This window comes from Tunturibacter psychrotolerans (assembly GCF_040359615.1).
Classification (GTDB): domain Bacteria; phylum Acidobacteriota; class Terriglobia; order Terriglobales; family Acidobacteriaceae; genus Edaphobacter; species Edaphobacter psychrotolerans.
In genome coordinates this window covers 4422727-4438258 of record NZ_CP132942.1, presented here as the reverse complement: position 1 = coordinate 4438258, position 15532 = coordinate 4422727, and the positions used below count along the sequence as shown (strand labels likewise).

At 56.7% G+C, this 15532-nt stretch carries 17 protein-coding genes; 6 read left to right on the top strand and 11 right to left on the bottom strand.

Going from position 1 to position 15532, the window contains the following annotated elements:
* Positions 1-5: 5 nt before the first annotated feature.
* On the bottom strand, positions 6-1043 hold the full coding sequence (locus RBB77_RS18740; protein ID WP_353063249.1) for a CPBP family glutamic-type intramembrane protease: 1038 nt from the start codon (positions 1041-1043) through the stop codon (positions 6-8).
* A gap of 133 nt (positions 1044-1176) precedes the next feature.
* On the opposite strand from RBB77_RS18740, the gene RBB77_RS18735 reads away from it, so the two are divergent.
* Positions 1177-2187, top strand: coding sequence for a DHH family phosphoesterase (locus RBB77_RS18735; RefSeq protein ID WP_434557077.1), 1011 nt, complete (start codon positions 1177-1179; stop codon positions 2185-2187).
* Between the two features lie 201 nt (positions 2188-2388).
* On the opposite strand, the gene rseP is transcribed toward RBB77_RS18735, so the two are convergent.
* From rseP to RBB77_RS18710, 5 genes are all read right to left on the bottom strand, one after another.
* On the bottom strand, positions 2389-3783 hold the full coding sequence (rseP, locus tag RBB77_RS18730; RefSeq protein ID WP_353063247.1) for an RIP metalloprotease RseP: 1395 nt from the start codon (positions 3781-3783) through the stop codon (positions 2389-2391).
* 39 nt (positions 3784-3822) lie between these two features.
* Positions 3823-5013, bottom strand: a complete 1191-nt coding sequence (locus tag RBB77_RS18725) for a 1-deoxy-D-xylulose-5-phosphate reductoisomerase (protein ID WP_353063246.1) — start codon at positions 5011-5013, stop codon at positions 3823-3825.
* 165 nt (positions 5014-5178) lie between these two features.
* The gene (locus tag RBB77_RS18720) at positions 5179-5694 is read right to left on the bottom strand and encodes a hypothetical protein (protein ID WP_353063245.1); all 516 of its coding nucleotides are present in this window, start codon (positions 5692-5694) and stop codon (positions 5179-5181) included.
* A gap of 9 nt (positions 5695-5703) precedes the next feature.
* Positions 5704-6468, bottom strand: a complete 765-nt coding sequence (locus RBB77_RS18715; protein WP_353063244.1) for a DUF2092 domain-containing protein — start codon at positions 6466-6468, stop codon at positions 5704-5706.
* A 472-nt stretch (positions 6469-6940) separates the two neighbouring features.
* Positions 6941-7804: a phosphatidate cytidylyltransferase gene (locus RBB77_RS18710; RefSeq protein ID WP_353063243.1), complete on the bottom strand. Its 864-nt coding sequence runs from the start codon at positions 7802-7804 to the stop codon at positions 6941-6943.
* Positions 7805-7906: 102 nt separating this feature from the next.
* Here RBB77_RS18710 and RBB77_RS18705 point away from each other — a divergent pair, with 102 nt between their 5' ends.
* Genes RBB77_RS18705 through RBB77_RS18695 form a run of 3 tightly spaced genes read left to right on the top strand, consistent with a single transcriptional unit; the run spans position 7907 to position 8813 of the window.
* Entirely contained in the window at positions 7907-8077 is a 171-nt protein-coding gene (locus RBB77_RS18705) for a hypothetical protein (RefSeq protein ID WP_353063241.1), read from the top strand.
* Complete coding sequence (locus RBB77_RS18700) at positions 8041-8490, top strand: PadR family transcriptional regulator (protein ID WP_353063240.1); 450 nt, start codon at positions 8041-8043, stop codon at positions 8488-8490. The genes RBB77_RS18705 and RBB77_RS18700 overlap by 37 nt, the downstream gene beginning before the upstream one ends.
* Positions 8490-8813, top strand: coding sequence for a DUF3861 domain-containing protein (locus RBB77_RS18695; protein ID WP_353063239.1), 324 nt, complete (start codon positions 8490-8492; stop codon positions 8811-8813). The genes RBB77_RS18700 and RBB77_RS18695 overlap by 1 nt, the downstream gene beginning before the upstream one ends.
* A gap of 59 nt (positions 8814-8872) precedes the next feature.
* On the opposite strand, the gene RBB77_RS18690 is transcribed toward RBB77_RS18695, so the two are convergent.
* The 3 genes from RBB77_RS18690 to RBB77_RS18680 all read right to left on the bottom strand — a co-directional run bounded on the left by RBB77_RS18690 (position 8873) and on the right by RBB77_RS18680 (position 11644).
* Positions 8873-9586 (bottom strand): hypothetical protein, encoded by a 714-nt coding sequence (locus RBB77_RS18690; RefSeq protein WP_353063238.1) that lies wholly within the window; start codon positions 9584-9586, stop codon positions 8873-8875.
* Positions 9587-9759: 173 nt separating this feature from the next.
* Positions 9760-10746: an isoprenyl transferase gene (locus RBB77_RS18685; protein WP_353063237.1), complete on the bottom strand. Its 987-nt coding sequence runs from the start codon at positions 10744-10746 to the stop codon at positions 9760-9762.
* A gap of 364 nt (positions 10747-11110) precedes the next feature.
* Positions 11111-11644 (bottom strand): helix-turn-helix domain-containing protein, encoded by a 534-nt coding sequence (locus tag RBB77_RS18680; RefSeq protein WP_353063236.1) that lies wholly within the window; start codon positions 11642-11644, stop codon positions 11111-11113.
* Positions 11645-11870: 226 nt separating this feature from the next.
* Between RBB77_RS18680 and RBB77_RS18675 the strand changes: the two genes are divergently transcribed.
* Positions 11871-12488, top strand: coding sequence for an HD domain-containing protein (locus RBB77_RS18675; RefSeq protein ID WP_353063235.1), 618 nt, complete (start codon positions 11871-11873; stop codon positions 12486-12488).
* Here the strand turns inward: RBB77_RS18675 and pncA are convergent.
* Together pncA and RBB77_RS18665 are read right to left on the bottom strand one after the other, a co-directional pair.
* Positions 12485-13120 (bottom strand): bifunctional nicotinamidase/pyrazinamidase, encoded by a 636-nt coding sequence (gene pncA, locus RBB77_RS18670; RefSeq protein WP_353063234.1) that lies wholly within the window; start codon positions 13118-13120, stop codon positions 12485-12487. The genes RBB77_RS18675 and pncA overlap by 4 nt on opposite strands.
* A 22-nt stretch (positions 13121-13142) precedes the next feature.
* A complete protein-coding gene (locus RBB77_RS18665; protein WP_353063233.1) occupies positions 13143-13616 on the bottom strand; it encodes a hypothetical protein in 474 nt (157 codons plus the stop codon).
* Positions 13617-13708: 92 nt separating this feature from the next.
* Between RBB77_RS18665 and RBB77_RS18660 the strand changes: the two genes are divergently transcribed.
* The gene (locus tag RBB77_RS18660; protein ID WP_353063232.1) at positions 13709-15460 is read left to right on the top strand and encodes an acyl-CoA carboxylase subunit beta; all 1752 of its coding nucleotides are present in this window, start codon (positions 13709-13711) and stop codon (positions 15458-15460) included.
* Positions 15461-15532 lie beyond the last annotated feature (72 nt).

The window sequence follows — 15532 nt, the reverse complement described above, 5'->3', positions numbered from 1 at the left end:
TATCTTCATGCCTCGATAGGGGGCGAGGGCAGCTTTGAGGCGTAGCCCGAGTTGGTGCGCGGCAAGGTGAAGATAATGATGAGACTAACAAGGACCAGGACGAGCAGAACGAAGATGCTTCCTTCGGGACCTGTGGCCCCGCCGCTCATCAAGGGCTTGCCGAAGGGGTGCGTGGCAAGGAGATGTTGCTCGATCATGATTCCGCTGTCGGACGCGCCGTAGAGGAAAGATTGAGCCCAGTCCCATGACGCGTGAAAGCCGATGGCCCACCAGAGCGACCCGGTACGCCAGAGACTAAGACAGAAGACGAGGCTGACGAGGGTGGCGGCAAGTAGGCCGATAGGAGACTCGTTCGGGTTCTTGCCGTGGCTGAGGCCAAAGAAGAGGGCGATGAGGATCGCGGCCGTCCAAAAGCCAAGCGCCTTGCTGTGGCGCGTCTTGAAGATCCACTGGTAGATGCCGGAAAGCCCACGGCTGATTGTGAAGAGTAGGTAGCCACGATTGAGGTACTCCTCGAAAAATCCGACCAGAAGGAAGCCAAGGAACCAAAGTGTGCCATAGCGGAGCGCATCGAAACCAAACAAGAGCCGGCCATTGCTTACGAAGAGGCCGGTCTTCCAGAGGATGAGGCAGAGAAGGGAGAGGCAAGCAACTCCCCAGGCGAGACCAGCGAGGAAGTGGGAAAGCTTGCGTCTGCCACCGAGGCCGTAGACAGAGTTCGGACGTCGCTCGATCTTCGACATAATCCAGGTGACGAGGAGGGTTGCCGCGAGAGGGAGCGATTCAGCGAGGAAAGCGAACCTGAGAGTGACAGATGATTGGGTGGCGCTCCGTACGGGTACAAGATGCAGGAGCGGACCCAGGGCGTTCACACCCCAAAAAGACACTGCCATGAGCGCAACGAAGATGAGAATGCTCCAGCCCGCCCGTAGTCCTTCGTCGCCAAAGAAAACGTTGTGCAGCGTCGAGGGACGCTCAGGGGGCAATTGATCGGTCGGAGAGAGTGACGGGTCTGGAAGTAGATCTGTCGTTTGGGTCTGCAAATGGAATCCTCTTGATAAGGTCGGTATACGACACCGGCCAGCAGTAAGTTCCGTAAGTCGCAGAAATCGCCAGGAGGCGGGGTGCGCTATGCTGGACTCTTCACACCTTCGAGAAAGGTGTTGAGCGCGGGAGATGGACGATTTGGACTGTAAGATCTTTTATCACGACAAGTGCTTCGATGGAGCTTGTTCGGCTTCGCTTTTTACGCGGTTTCACCGGGAGCGCGTGAAGACGGCGGACTCGTACTCCTACCACGGGCTGGTGCACCGGGCCGGAGCGCTATTTGACGAAGCGGAGTTCACCAGCGGCGAAAACGCAATCGTGGACTTCAAATACTCAGCTTCGCCAAAGGTTACATGGTGGTTCGACCATCATCAGAGCGCGTTCCTGACGCCCGAGGACCAGAAGCAATTTGAGGCAGGACAGGCTGATGGGTCTGAGCGCATGCGAAAGTTTTTCAACCCGAACTACATCTCGTGCACGAGCCTGATCGCAGATATCGCGCAGGTCAACTTCGGCTTCGATACTGCACCAGTGCTGGAGTTGATCAAGTGGGCAGACATCGTCGATGGCGCGCGCTACGAGAGCGCGAAGGCCGCTGTCGAGATGGCCGAGCCGGCGATGAAGTTGACGATGGTGATTGAAAGCTCTTCGGACAATACGCTGGTGCAAAGACTGATTCCGATCCTGACCGAGATGAGTCTGCAGCGTGTCCTGGACCAGGGCTTCGTGCAGGAACTCCTCGGTCCCCTGATGGACCGGCATTGGGCGGCACTCGAGCTGATCAAGCAGCGATCGACAGTGGATCAGGGAGTGATCACCTTCGACATTACGGATCAGCCGACCGAGGGCTACAACAAGTTCATCCCGTACTATCTGCACCCGGACGCGACCTACAACGTGGGCCTCAGCAAGTCGAGCTTTCGGACGAAGGTGTCTGTCGGAACGAACCCCTGGACGAAGCTGATGCCGTCTGACCTCGTGAACCTCGCTGCGATCTGCGAGCGCTACGGCGGCGGCGGCCACGCTCGCGTAGGCGCGATCAGCTTTCCCCCCGACAGAGAAGACGAAGCGCGAAAGGCAGTGGGGGAGATCGTAGCGGAGCTAAGAGCAGCTTCCAGTGGTGACAGAAAAAATAGTTGAGAACGGTGGCGCATTTTTCGTGGCCGGAAAAGTGACGGTTTCCGCACCACGTTTACCACACATTTCACCACGTTCTCACCATCAAAACACCACACCGAAAACGCACTTTTTCTAAGACACCCCTCAAAAACACCAGCAAAAACAACAAAACCCCGGAGCAAATTAGCTCGCCCCGTGGTCTTATTTTTTTCTGAAATGTTTTTAAGGTTTGAGCTTCGTGAAGAGATTGAGCTTAGTCAGGTCGTTGAAGATAACAAACGCAAAGAACGCCAACAAACAGACGAACGCAACCTGATAAACCCGCTCCTTGATCTGCTGGTTCACATCCCGCCGCATGATGGTTTCAATCAACAAAAACAGGATCATGCCACCATCAAGAATTGGAATCGGCAGAAGATTGAAGATCCCCAGATTCAACGAGATATAGCTCATCAACCCAATCAACGGCATCCATCCCGGCATCTGCGCCGCCTGATGAATCTGCTGACCAATCCCAATCGGACTCTGCAAGCTCTTGACCGAAACCTGTCGCGTGAAAAGCCGCTTGAGCACCTCAACGATCAGCAAAGATCCCTTCTTGTTGAACTGCCAAGACGCAACCACGGCCTTATCAAAGGGCAAACGCTCCACTTTGACTGGCGGTTGCACCGCAACAAAACCAAGCCGATAGTCCTTTTCCTTAGGCCCACCGGGCGTTTCTGCGAGTTCGGGAGTGACCTGAATCGGAAGAGTCTGCGCTGTGCCGTCAGCTGCTGTGCGCTGAATTACGAGGGACGCGGGCTTGCCTGCCTGATCCTGAAGGTAGGACAAGAGAGCAGGAACGGAGTGCAGCTGAAGGCCGTCAATGCTCACGATTTTGTCGTGCGGCTTGAGACCGGCGCGGGCTGCAGGCATACTGGGTTCAAGAGAGTCGACCTGGACCGGAGTGGTCTGCATCTGCGGAATGATGCCCAGGTTGTCGAGTGAGAAGTCGTCGGGAGCGCCTTTGTTTTCGACGAAGAGTTTGGTGTCCGTACGTTGTCCGTCGTGAATGAAAGAGAAGGGAACGGTCTGGTTAAGATTCAGCAGCGAGCGTATGCCGACCTGATCCCAGGTGGGATTCTCGATGGTGTCATAGTGGACGATCGTGTCGCCGCTGTGAATGCCGGTACGGGCGGCGGGAGTGTTCGGCGTAACGTAATCCGTGTGCGCGGGCCCGTCGATAAACTCCTGCACCTCGTTGTGAAGCATAGAGACGCCAGTCATGAGGCCGAGTGCGAGGATGAAGTTGGCGATGGGGCCTGCGAGAGCTACGAGGATGCGCTGCCATCGGGGGTGGGCGTTGAAGTCGCCCGGATCGGTGGGCGCGACGCTGCCGGGGCTGAGTTCGTTTCCAGAAAAGCCCATCTCGCCAGCCATTTTGACGTAACCGCCGAGAGGGACAGCGGCGATCTGGTACTCGGTGTCGCCGCGGCGGAAGCCGAAGAGGCGTTTGCCGAAGCCGATGGAGAACACTTCAACGCGGATGCCGCAGAGCTTTGCGACGGCGAAGTGACCGAATTCGTGGACCAGGACCATGATGCCAAGGACTATGGCAAGCTGGATGATTGTCGACATGGAGAGAGTCAGGACCTCATTGCTGTATTTCGAGTTTTGCTACCGTCGGGCGCCGGTGAATTGGCGGGCAATCACTTCGCGCGCACAGTCACGCGCGGCAAGATCTGCATCAAGCACATCGAGGATAGACGCCGGGGATTGGCCTGAAGTTAGCTGCAGCACATCTTCTATTGTACGCGGGATGCCGAGGAAGGGGATACGTCCTTCGAGGAAGGCGGCTACGGCGATCTCGTCTGCAGCGTTGAGGGCGATGCAGGCGTTGCCGCCAGTTTCGGCTGCTTCATAAGCTAGACGTAGGCAGGGGAAACGGGTTAAATCGGGCTGAGAGAAGTCCAATTGGGAGAGTGTCGTGAGGTCGAAGGTAAGGGATTCTTTCTCGGTTACGGCGACACGCTCTGGGTAGGCGAGGGCGTAGAGGATCGGAAGGCGCATGTCAGTGACCGAGATCTGGGCGAGGATGCTGCCGTCAACGAACTCAACCAGGGAGTGAACCGTGGATTGAGGGTGGATGGTGGTTCGCACCTGTTTTGCAGGCAGGTTGAAGAGCCGGCAAGCCTCGATGACCTCGAAGCCCTTATTCATCATCGTGGCGGAGTCGATGGTGATGCGCTGGCCCATGACCCACGTGGGGTGCTTGAGGGCTTGCTGGGGAGTGATGCGCTCGAATTCTGCGATTGGAGTGTTGCGGAACGGACCACCTGAGGCGGTAAGCCAGATTTGTCTGACCTCAGCTGCTGTGCCGCCGCGCATGCACTGGTGGACGGCGTTATGCTCCGAATCGATGGGGAGGAGAGCGACGTTGTGTTGTTTGGCGGCTGCGATGATGAGCTCGCCAGCGGCGACGAGGCACTCTTTGTTGGCGAGCCCGATGGTTTTGCCAGCACAGACTGCGGCGTAGGTGGCTTCGAGACCGGCTACACCGACGATTGCTGAGACTACGAAGTTGACCTCCGCCAGGGTTGCGACGTGGATGCTTCCTGATGTGCCGTGAACTACTTCGATGTTGGTGATGCCCTCGGCTTTGAGACGGGATTTCAGATTCTCGGCTAATGATTCTGTCGCGAGGGAGATCGCCTTTGGGCGCCAGCGGAGGCACTGGGCGAACGCAGCGTCGATATTATTGCCGGCTGCGAGGGAGATGACCTGATAGCGGCCGGGAAAGGATTCGCAGATAGAGAGAGTGCTGTGGCCGATCGAACCGGTCGAACCTAGGATCGCTAACTTTTTCACAAGCTTTATTTTCGCAGAGTTTGAGGGGAGATGTTGTGAGGTCATTGTGGCGCGTGTTTGGGCGGCGTGGCTCGAAAGGTAGGCGGAAGAAAAAAGGGCCTCATCACCAGAGGCCCTCTTGCGTCGATTGTGATCATTCTGTTGGGGGTTGAAGATTAGGCCCGGTCATCTCGGGGCATTGACAACGACGTAGGTGGTCGTGGTGCCGGCCATTTGCGGTTGATACCAAGTACTGCCGCATTGTTGGTAAGCGAGACCATTGACGATGGTGGTGACGCATCCTGATGGGGGCCTGTCGACTATCGAACCGACGACGGCAGCAGTGACGACGGCCGTGGCCGTTACGGCAGCAGCCACGGCAACCGGGTGGTAGCAGCAGCCTCCGCCGTAGTAGCCGCCTCCGCCATAATAGCCACCGCCATGGTAGCTGTTATTGACGTTGACGTTGACGTTTCGATTGACGTTGACGTTGGAGTTGTAATTGCGATTGACGTTGGTGTTGTTGTTCCGATTGTAGTTATTGTTTCGATTGACGCTGCTGTTAGCCGTGCTGCGCGTCGCATGACCACCCCCGCCGCGGTAGCCACCACCACCACCACCGCGCCTTTGCGCTGAAAGATGGGTGCTGAAGACCAGAGTGGCCACGAAGAAAAGAGTGAGGAAAAGATTGGATCGCTTCATAGGTCTCCTTTACTGGGCATTCTTGGTGGTATCGGCGTTGAGGTCTTTGAGTGGGATGCGCTCGGCACCAAGGGGCGGGTCGAAGGTGAAGGCCGCTTCGTTATAGGAGGGGGCCAGGTTCCAGGTGAGTGTAGAGGTGTGCTGTGGCCTGGCATCGTCGGTAAGGGTCCGAATGACAAACTTTTTTGGAAGCGGGAAGTCTCCCAGCTGGATCCAGATTTGCCAGTCGATGCCCTCCTGACGAAAGGCGTAGTGTTCGCAGGTGATGCCCTGGACAGAGCTCGGGCCGACGTCTATTGCGGAGGTGATCTTCTTGACGGCGGACTCATCGGTTCCCCATTTAAAGAGATCGACTAGGGGTATTTCGATGCCGTACTCACTATCGACTTTATCCACCAGCTCACGAGTGGTGGGCGGGGCCGGAACTGTGGCGTAGTAGTTGAGGAGCTTGCCATAGACGGTAAAGTTTTTTCCGTCGTAGAAAAGGAAGGTGTTTCTGTCGTCACCTTTCAACTCGGCGCGGAGAAGATTTGGAGCGACAGCCAGCAACGTGCTCGATCTGGTATCTGTGATGATTTCTCCATCGTCGAGAACATCATCGTTCGTAGATTCCGAGTCGACCTGGAAGGCTTTGAGGGAGCGGAGATAAGTCCCCATCTTGTTGAGGGCGTCCATGGCGTCCGGATCGATTTCGGGCGCTGATTTCGCATCCGCTGCCTGTCCGGTCTTTGCCAGCACTCGAGTATCGGCAGGATTGCAAAGGATCGCTGCCATTCCAAGTAGGATCGCTGCAAACCGAGCTAAATATTTCAAAGAGGTTCGAGACCTCACAGATTCGATGAGGTCGGATTTGGAGGAGGAGTGATTCCAACGAGCGGGGGGCTTTTCCAGAGGGATCATTTTATGCCTCGCTAACATTTCGGGATCGAATGGTTTGAGGTGCTGGTTTGCAACTATGAAAAGCAAATAGCTTGAGAGGCGAGAATCATAAGGCAAAACAGGCTCAAAAGATATCAAGAGCTGAGCAATATTTGAATGCAGCCTAGATAGCGGACGGAGCCTAGATCACAGTAGCCATGCTGAAACTTCTTTGAGGCGCAGGCAATGAGACCTTGGTCCTATGTCCTCGCGAGCTGAGATGTATTCAGAGAATTCGAAGGCCTAAACACGGGAAGCGTCGACCGGAGGGCAACGAGTCCAAAGTTGTTGAAGGCGACAGATTCCGGCGGATTTGGGTGCTGGTGGGTTAGAAACGGCCCAAGCCGAAGTAGTCCTTGAGGAGCAGGATGTACCAGAGGACCGGCGCAGCGACGAGAAGGGCGTCGATGCGGTCTAGGATGCCGCCGTGTCCGGGAAGCATGGTTCCGGAGTCCTTGACGCCTGCGCCACGCTTGATCGCGGACTCGAGGAGGTCGCCGAGCTGCGCAGCTACGTTGAGGATTGCGGCGAGGAGGAGCGACTGCCAGAGAGGTTCTGAGATGTGGAGGATGGTGTCGCCGTGTGCGGTAAGCGTGTCGGCGATGGCAATCACGATGCCAGCGGCGATCATACTGCCGGCGATGGAGGCAATCGAGCCTGCCCAGGTTTTGCCAGGACTTAGGCGGGGTGCGAGTTTGCGTTTGCCAAAGGCTCGACCGATGTAAAGAGCTGCGATGTCACCCGCCCAAACGCAGACCATCAGAAAGAGGACGAGGGCAGGGCCGTCTTCCTGCTTCCAGAGGAGGGGAACCAGGGTGAGAGGGTAGGCGATGTAGATGAGGCCGAAGAGTCCCTGTGCGGTGTCGGGAAGGACCTGGCTGAGAGGGGCGCGGAAGCCGTTCCAGGCGAAGAGTGCAAGGGTGAGAGCGCTTAGAACTGGGAGCTGATCTTCGACGGGGAAGTTGGGCAGGGTGACGATGAAGGCAAGGGCAGTGCCGAGGGCCATCCACCAGATGGGGATGCGAAGTGTTGCCCCGTGAGTTTCGGCGCCGACTGCGGCCAGCTTGAGGTATTCGTAGGCGGCCAGTTCGGCGACGATGGCGGCAAATAGCGTGATCATCCAGAGCTGGCCGAAGAAGATCAAGGCAAAGACGGCGAGGATGAGGACTGCGGCGGTCAGAATACGTTTCATGAAGTCTTGAACAGAATATATTGAAGCCCAGAAAGACTGCTTTAATTAATATCTTGACTTATCAAGATATATCTTTATATTATCTCAACATGAGAAAACCATTTGAACACTACAACAGAGGTTGCTGCGGCAGGGAAGAAGGCCGTGGTGAGAGACACAGGGACGATCAACAGAGGGGCGGATTCGGGGACTTTGGTGGAGGGCGGCAGGGCTTTCGCCGTGGACGTGGCGGGCCGATGCGGTTCTTCGGGGCTGGCGACCTTCGCTATGTGATTTTGCAGCAGATTGCGGATAAGCCAAGCCACGGCTACGAGATCATCAAGTCGATCCAGGAACAGTTGGGCGGCATGTATGCTCCGAGCCCGGGCGTGGTTTATCCGATGCTGACGATGCTCGAGGAGATGGGACATGCGACCGTGGTCTCCGACGGGGCACGAAAGCTTTACACGATCACGGAAGAGGGATCGAAGTCGCTGGCGGAAAACAAGGCGGCCGTGGAGGCGATCTTCGCAAGGATGGACCGGGCTCGCAGCGAGCAGGGGAGTGATCGTTCGCCCCAGATCGAACGCGCAGTCGAGAACTTTCGTATGGCGCTGCGGATGAAGAAAGGTCCGCTGACGACAGAACAGATTCACGCGATCACCGACATCATCGATGCGGCGGCGAAACAGATCGAGAGGTCCTGATGAACTCTTACCGTTACAAGATCACGGTTGAGGCGCTGACGGGAGCGAAGGGAGAGCCGGTCGAAGGACAGACTCTTTCCTTTGAGGCTGCAAACCATGACGACCTTTTGGGGATCGTCGAGCGAATGCGGGCTCGTCTGCCGTTCGATGGCGATACGGTGGCTTCGCTTGGAATCGGACTGAAACTGTTCTCTGAGATAGCGTTGATGCAGCGGAACGATCCGATGTTTGCGATGATTCGTCCAGCGTTGAACGAGTTTGTGCGCGCGTTGAAGCAGAGGTCTGCCGAAGAGCTGCCGAAGAACTTGGGTCTTCTCCTCTAGAGTCTGAGAAATCCGCTGAGGGACCATATGCCTGTTGTATCGCTTGGGACTGCGGGCGACTAGCCGCCCGCGCACTGAGAGAGAGGAATGTTGTTTGCCTCGCAAAAGGAGTCCTGTGAGGCTTTCATATTTGCCAGTGAGTTTTCGGTCTCGTGGTGCCCGATGAGGACGCCTGCAACGGCTGCGCCCACAACGACGCCGCTGACGATCAAGAGGGTTCTGGCGGTGTGGTATTTGGGGACGGTGGTAAGGTCGGCGGTCTCGTCTGGAGAGAGCGGCTGACCAGCGACGACCTTGACTCGGCTCACAAGGTTGGTCTCCGCGATAGAGACCCAGCGCGCTAAGACCTGGTTCTTTCCCGTGACATTTACGGGCGAGGTAATCGTCCAGATGGCGATATGGGATTTGGGGTCGAAGATGGTGAGCTGAAAGGACGGGCTGGCGACGGAATAGACGCCCCCGCGATTCCCGGTCACCTCAGTAATGGGCGCGATGTCTTTAAGCTTGAAGACGAGATCGGCTTGGTCTGGGGAGTTGACGAGCTTGTAGCGGCCCCAGGTTTGAAGCGCCGCGTAGATATCGTTGAAGGCTTTGGTTGCGTCGATTGGAAAGTTGGGGTCGGTGCCGGAGTTGGTGAGGAAGACTGTTTGGGCTTGCTGGATTTGGGATGGGACGGGGGCCGTCGGGGTAGTTGATTGAGCAAGGGTCAATTGAGTGGAGACGAGAACCGAGGCAAGAGAAAAGCAGAGCAGTTTCCGCAACAGGGTATTCATGATTTCCTTCCTTAACTTCTTTTTCCTCTGGCTCGTTGAAACCATGAAGTTAAGGGAAGTTGTATCTTGAATTGGCTAAATATATTGATAGCAAGAAGGTTGTACGATTACGAAGGATTATTTCGGCGCGGAAATATGTCCGTTTCTGAGTGGCTTGTCGCGGGTGGAAATTTCTAACGGCGGGTGAGAACGGCGTCGGGCTTTGCTTCTGATTTGCTCTCGGCTTTGGCGTCCGATTTGGGGATGAGGTGGTCTTTGATCTCGGCGGCGACTTCCTCGGCGGGCTCGAGATTGTTGAGGTCCTCGTCGGTGAAGCTTTCGCCGAGACCCCCGAAGCGCCGCTCGCGATGCTGGTAGGCGTTGATGGCCTCAAGGAGATGCAGCCCGTTGAAGTCGGGCCAGAGGCGATCAGTGACGAAGATCTCCGAGTAGGCGATCTGCCAGAGGAGGAAGTTCGAGATGCGCTGCTCGCCGGAGGTGCGGATGACCAGGTCAGGGTCGGGCATGTGAGCGGTGTAGAGGGCGCGGGCGATGCTGGACTCATCGAGGGACTCGAGGGCGCCGGCACCGAGGAGGTCGTCGACCGAGCAGCCACGGGTGTGGGCTTCGGTGGTGAGGTCTGTAAGGAGGGAACGGACGGCGTCTACGATCTCGGAACGGGCTCCGTAGTTGAGAGCCAGGGTAAGAGTGGTGCCAGTGTTTTTCGCGGTGGATTCGGAGGCCCACTGCATGGTGTCCTGCACCTCTTGGGGCAAGTCGTGGGTGCGACCGATGTAGGCCATGCGAACGTTGTTGTCGTTCATGCGCTTGACGTTGCCAACGAGGTAGCTCTTGAGCAGCTTCATGAGGAAGCTGACTTCAGATTTGGGCCGGCGCAAGTTGTTTTCGAGGGAGAAGGCGTAGAGCGTCAGCCACGGCAGGTTGATTCGGGAGGCGGTTTCTACGACGAACTGGACAGATTCGGCGCCCTTTTGGTGGCCTAGAAAGCGCTTGAGGGCTCGTTTGCCGGCCCAGCGCCCGTTGCCGTCCATGATGATGGCAACGTGCTGAGGGATTTTTGCCGGATCCAGCTGTCGATAGATGCTCAGCTCGTCGGCAGAGAGTTCATGGCTGCGGTTGGGGACGCGGCTGGAGTCCGATAGAGGAGTTGATGCGCGCAAAGCGACCTCGCAGATATTGACGCTAGCACACCGGTGATGGGCGCGCAATCAACCGCCCCGGGTTTTGGGGAGCGATAAATGCGAAGCGGATGATGTGAATCCCGACTCGAAGTTTTTTCGCTGGGGCTGCTAGCCGTTGCATCTTTCGATTGCAGAGGGTTTAGCGGCCTTCTGAATTGCACATGGAATGGAACGGCTGCAAGATTGCCTGTTTGTGGCGGTCAATCTTTACTGGCCGACGCGTGAGCAAAAGTGGCGTCTACGCTGGCCCGTCACAGACCGACTGAAAAGAAGATTTAGCGGAGAGGAGAGCATCACCATGTCAGTGGTGCTCTCCCTGGAGGTTGTTACGAGCTAACCGAAGTTAGGCTGTGCGGCGACGGCCGGCAGCTAACTCGCGAACATGGTTGAGGAAGATGGAACGTTGAAGATCGTCGAGTTGCGAAGTGTACATCGCAATCTCAGCGAGGAAGGGGTCAGTCATGAGGACCGCGGTCTCGTCGCGATGGCGAGTGTTGGAGTCGCGCAACAGAGCGGAGATGTCGACCTGGAGAGCCCGTGCGAGGCGATCCAGAGAAGATAGGGTCGGCATCGCCTTGCCATTTTCGATCTTGGAGATATAGGTGCGGGGAACTCCCATACGGGCTGCGAGCTGGCGCTGAGAGAGATTGCGCACGTGGCGCAGATCGCGAACAGCGTGGGCAACTTGCAGGCCGCCATCCTGAGTTGTGGGTGGGGGAACCAGCGCCAATGGTGCCGGAGCCGGTTCGGGCTCTTCGACCTCTAAACATTTGTGGCAGCGGCGGCACAGCGCATTGGCTGTTCGAAACTGCACCAAACTACAGTGGTCGCAACGCAGTACCTCACGCTGTTCGACAGGTGCCATCATGGTTGCCATAAGTTTTGTTGTTGCGAAGGGACCCAGAGCAAGGACCCAGCACATGTCCGATAACGGAACATATGATGTGCCTAGATTGACACTGGGACTCGGGTGAGTCAACAAAAAAACCGCAGACAAATCCACAAAACCCTAAAAAAACCAGAAAGGAACCAAAGTGGTAACTTGCCTGCTCGTCTCGGAGCAGATAGGGGTTTGGCGTTAGATTGGAAAGGGGAGTTTCCGAATGAGCGATGGCTTTAGAAGGGCGCACGCGGTGGCGTTACTGGAAGAATGGACCAAGGGAGACAGCCTGCGGAAACACGGACTGGCGGTATCGATATGTACCGAGGCTTACGGTGTGATGGAAGCCTCGCGGCTAGGGTTAGAGGGTGAGAACGCGTCCGCGTTTGTAGAAAGATATGCAAGTGCCGGACTGCTGCACGATATGGATTATGAACGGCATCCGACATTGGGGGAGCATCCGTTTATTGGCGTGAACCATTTGCGTGAGTTGGGATGGCCGGAGGATGTGCTGCATGCGATTCTGGCGCATGCGGATTACTCAGGAACGCCACGGGAGTCGCATCTCGATAGGGCCTTGTTTGCCTGCGACGAGCTTGCGGGCTTTCTGACGGCCTGTGCGCTGGTGAAGCCCTCAAAGTCGATTCATGACGTCGAAGTTGGGGGAGTGAAGAAAAAGATGAAGGACAAGGCGTTCGCGCGGGCGGTGTTGCGAGAGGACATCATAGATGGGGCAGAGTTGTTGGGGCTAAGTGTGGACGAGCACCTGGGAAATTGCCTGAGGGCGATGCAGGCGCGGGCGGAGGAGTTGGGGCTTCAAGGGATCAAGCCAGCTAGCTAGCAACCCAGCAGCTCTGTGGATTGGATGCGCGGGATATTCGCTTGTGCAAAGGCTGCGTTCGTGCCGCTGATAGAGCCGGGTAAATCGACGGGGCGAGTGGCGTCTTCGACCACGATGATTTCGAAGCCGTGAGCTATGCCATCAAGGGCAGAGTAGCGAACGCAGAAGTCGTAGGCCAAGCCGCAGAGGAACAAGCGGGAGAGGTTGCGTTCGCGAAGATAGCCGGCGAGGCCTGTTGGCGTGGTGTGGTCGTTTTCAAGGAACGCGGAATAGCTGTCGATATGGCGGCGGAAGCCTTTGCGGAGGATGACCTCGGCGTGGGGGATGTGGAGAGCCGGGTGGAAGGCTGCGCCCTCGGTGTGTTGCAGGACGTGTTCGGGCCAGAGAGTCTGAGAGCCGTAGGCGACTTTGACGGTCTCGTAGGGCCGCTGGTCGTGGGTGGTGGCGAAGGAGATGTGTTCGGGTGGGTGCCAGTCCTGAGTGAGGACGACGTGGTCGAACTTTTTTGCGAGGGTATTGATGAGGGGAACTACGGAGTCGCCGTCTTTGATGGGTAATGCGCCGCCAGGCATGAAATCGTTCTGGACGTCGATGACCAGGAGTGCATCTTGAGGGCCTAGTGTGATGGGCATATTTCTCTTTTAGCAGGTGCCGCTATGGTTTGAGGTTTTTCGTGTCCTGGATGGTGCCGATTTTTATGTCGGAGTTTTTGCAATTTTTGTCGAGGCAGAATCCAGTGATCCAAACTTCGCCGTCACCCAGCATGACGCCCTGAGAGTTGACGAAGAGAGCTTCGTATTTCTGCTTTAGGATTACGTCGGAGATGTCGTTGGTGATGATGCGGTCGTAGTCTTTGATGAAAGCCTTGGGGGTTTTAATGGTGATGGGGTGTTTGCCGGGGTTGACCTTGATGGGGTAGTGAACGAGGGCAGCGACGGCGGCAGTATTGTGCTTCGCAACGGATGCCTGAAGGTCGGTGAGGAGACGTTCGACCTTGACGTGACTTCCGACCGAGAGATCGATGGATTTGTCCAGGTCGGTCGGGGTGGTTTGCGCTGCGCCATAGACAGTCGAGACGAATGAGCTGGAGATCAGGATCAGAGATGCGAGTCGGGTCAGGATGGTCATTCCGTCTCTCCATGGAAAGGTCAGGATTCAGTTCGAAGATAGCCTACACGGGTTCGGGCGAGACGGTGAACGTAATGTGTGACTAAGATGCTATGCAGACAAGTTTTGTGACTTGGCAGATGGCGGAGGAATTGAAGTTGGAGAGTGCGTTGGTGTCGAAGTTGGATGTGAAGGCGCTTCGGTTTGGTGCGAATCGGGCGGCGCTACAGGTGCTGATGGCAGCGTTGCGGGTGGAAGAAGATGAGATTCGGCTGGGCGGCGGAGCGAAAGCTGCTGAGGCTCAGAAGGCCAAAGGGCGGCTGACTGTGCGGGAGCGATTGGTGTTGCTGTTGGATGAGGGCAGCTCGTTTCTGGAGTTGGGGCTTTGGGCGGCTCATGGGATGTATGGCGAGTATGGTGGTGCCCCGGCAGCAGGGGTGGTGACGGGCCTGGGCAGAGTGAATGGGCGGCTATGCATGATCGTGGCGAATGATGCGACGGTAAAGGCAGGGGCGTTCTTTCCGATGACGGCGAAGAAGGTGCTGCGGGCGCAGACGATTGCACTGGAGAACCGGATTCCGACGCTGTATCTGGTGGACTCGGCGGGTGTATTTCTGCCGCTGCAGGAGGATGTGTTTCCGGATACGGACGATTTTGGCAGGGTGTTTCGTAACAACGCGGTGATGAGCTCGCTGGGGGTGCCGCAGATTACCGCGATCATGGGGATGTGTGTCGCCGGGGGCGCGTATCTGCCGGTCATGACGGACACAGTCCTGATGACGGAGGGTAGCGGATTATTTTTGGCGGGCCCTTCGTTGGTGCAGGCGGCGATCGGGCAGAAGACTGAGGCGGAGGAACTGGGCGGGGCATCGATGCATGCGGAAATTTCGGGTACGGTGGATTTTAAAGAGCCGAACGATCATCTATGCCTTGCGCGGTTGCGTTCTTTGGTGGGAAAGATTGGCTTGCCCGCGAAGGCGCCGTTCAGCGTTGTCGATTACGATTCTGCGAAGGATGCGCCCAAGTATGCCGTGGGGGATCTGTATGGATTGATCGATCCCGATCCTGCGAAGGCTGCCAGCAATGTCTACGATATGCGGGAGGTGATCGCGCGGATTGTGGATCGCAGTGAGTTCGATGAATACAAGGCGGAGTTTGGGCGAACGGTGTTGTGTGGGTATGCACGGATTGGCGGTCGCGCAGTGGGAATTGTGGCGAACCAGAAGATACATCAGTCGCAGACGGTGGCTGTGGGACCTCAGGCTGGGGAGAAGCGGACGGAGTTTGGCGGGGTGATCTATACGGAGAGTGCACAGAAAGCGGCGCGGTTCATTATGGATTGCAACCAGAGTTTGATTCCGCTGATTTTTTTGCATGATGTGAACGGGTTTATGGTGGGGAAGGACGCGGAGTGGAGTGGGATTATTCGTGCGGGGGCAAAGATGGTCTCGGCCGTGTCTACATCCGTGGTGCCAAAGATTACGGTCATTATTGGGGGGAGTTTTGGGGCTGGGCACTACGCGATGTGCGGAAAGGCTTATGATCCGCGCTTTTTGTTTGCATGGCCCACGGCGCGATATGCGGTGATGAGTGGGGCTTCGGCGGCTACCACTCTTGCTGAGGTCAGGGCGAAGCAGGTTGAGAGAGGGGGAAAGGTGCTGACGGAGGCGGACAAGAAGGCCTTGTATGACGAGATCAAGTCTTCATACGATGCGCAGGCCGATCCGAGGTATGGGGCGGCAAGGCTTTGGATCGATGCGATTATTGATCCGGTGAAGACCAGGGAGGTGCTGATAACGGCGCTAGAGGCGGCTAGTCTGAATGCCGAGGTGCCGAGGTTTAATCCTGGAGTCTTGCAAACGTAATACGGGCTCTCCGCTTCCCTTAGAATAACGACGCAAAACTAATGCCAGTGGATATATCGGTTCAGGAGTTGA

Coding starts and splice junctions, on each gene's coding strand:
- RBB77_RS18715 (WP_353063244.1), bottom strand. CDS start 6,468: ATGGCAGCGATCCTTTGCAATCCTGCCGATACTCGAGTGCTGGCAAAG.
- RBB77_RS18665 (WP_353063233.1), bottom strand. CDS start 13,616: ATGACCATCCTGACCCGACTCGCATCTCTGATCCTGATCTCCAGCTCA.
- RBB77_RS18710 (WP_353063243.1), bottom strand. CDS start 7,804: ATGAAACGTATTCTGACCGCCGCAGTCCTCATCCTCGCCGTCTTTGCC.
- RBB77_RS18675 (WP_353063235.1), top strand. CDS start 11,871: ATGAGCGATGGCTTTAGAAGGGCGCACGCGGTGGCGTTACTGGAAGAA.
- RBB77_RS18700 (WP_353063240.1), top strand. CDS start 8,041: ATGCGGTTCTTCGGGGCTGGCGACCTTCGCTATGTGATTTTGCAGCAG.
- rseP (WP_353063247.1), bottom strand. CDS start 3,783: ATGTCGACAATCATCCAGCTTGCCATAGTCCTTGGCATCATGGTCCTG.
- pncA (WP_353063234.1), bottom strand. CDS start 13,120: ATGCCCATCACACTAGGCCCTCAAGATGCACTCCTGGTCATCGACGTC.
- RBB77_RS18695 (WP_353063239.1), top strand. CDS start 8,490: ATGAACTCTTACCGTTACAAGATCACGGTTGAGGCGCTGACGGGAGCG.
- RBB77_RS18680 (WP_353063236.1), bottom strand. CDS start 11,644: ATGGCAACCATGATGGCACCTGTCGAACAGCGTGAGGTACTGCGTTGC.
- RBB77_RS18735 (WP_434557077.1), top strand. CDS start 1,177: ATGGACGATTTGGACTGTAAGATCTTTTATCACGACAAGTGCTTCGAT.
- RBB77_RS18660 (WP_353063232.1), top strand. CDS start 13,709: ATGCAGACAAGTTTTGTGACTTGGCAGATGGCGGAGGAATTGAAGTTG.
- RBB77_RS18690 (WP_353063238.1), bottom strand. CDS start 9,586: ATGAATACCCTGTTGCGGAAACTGCTCTGCTTTTCTCTTGCCTCGGTT.
- RBB77_RS18720 (WP_353063245.1), bottom strand. CDS start 5,694: ATGAAGCGATCCAATCTTTTCCTCACTCTTTTCTTCGTGGCCACTCTG.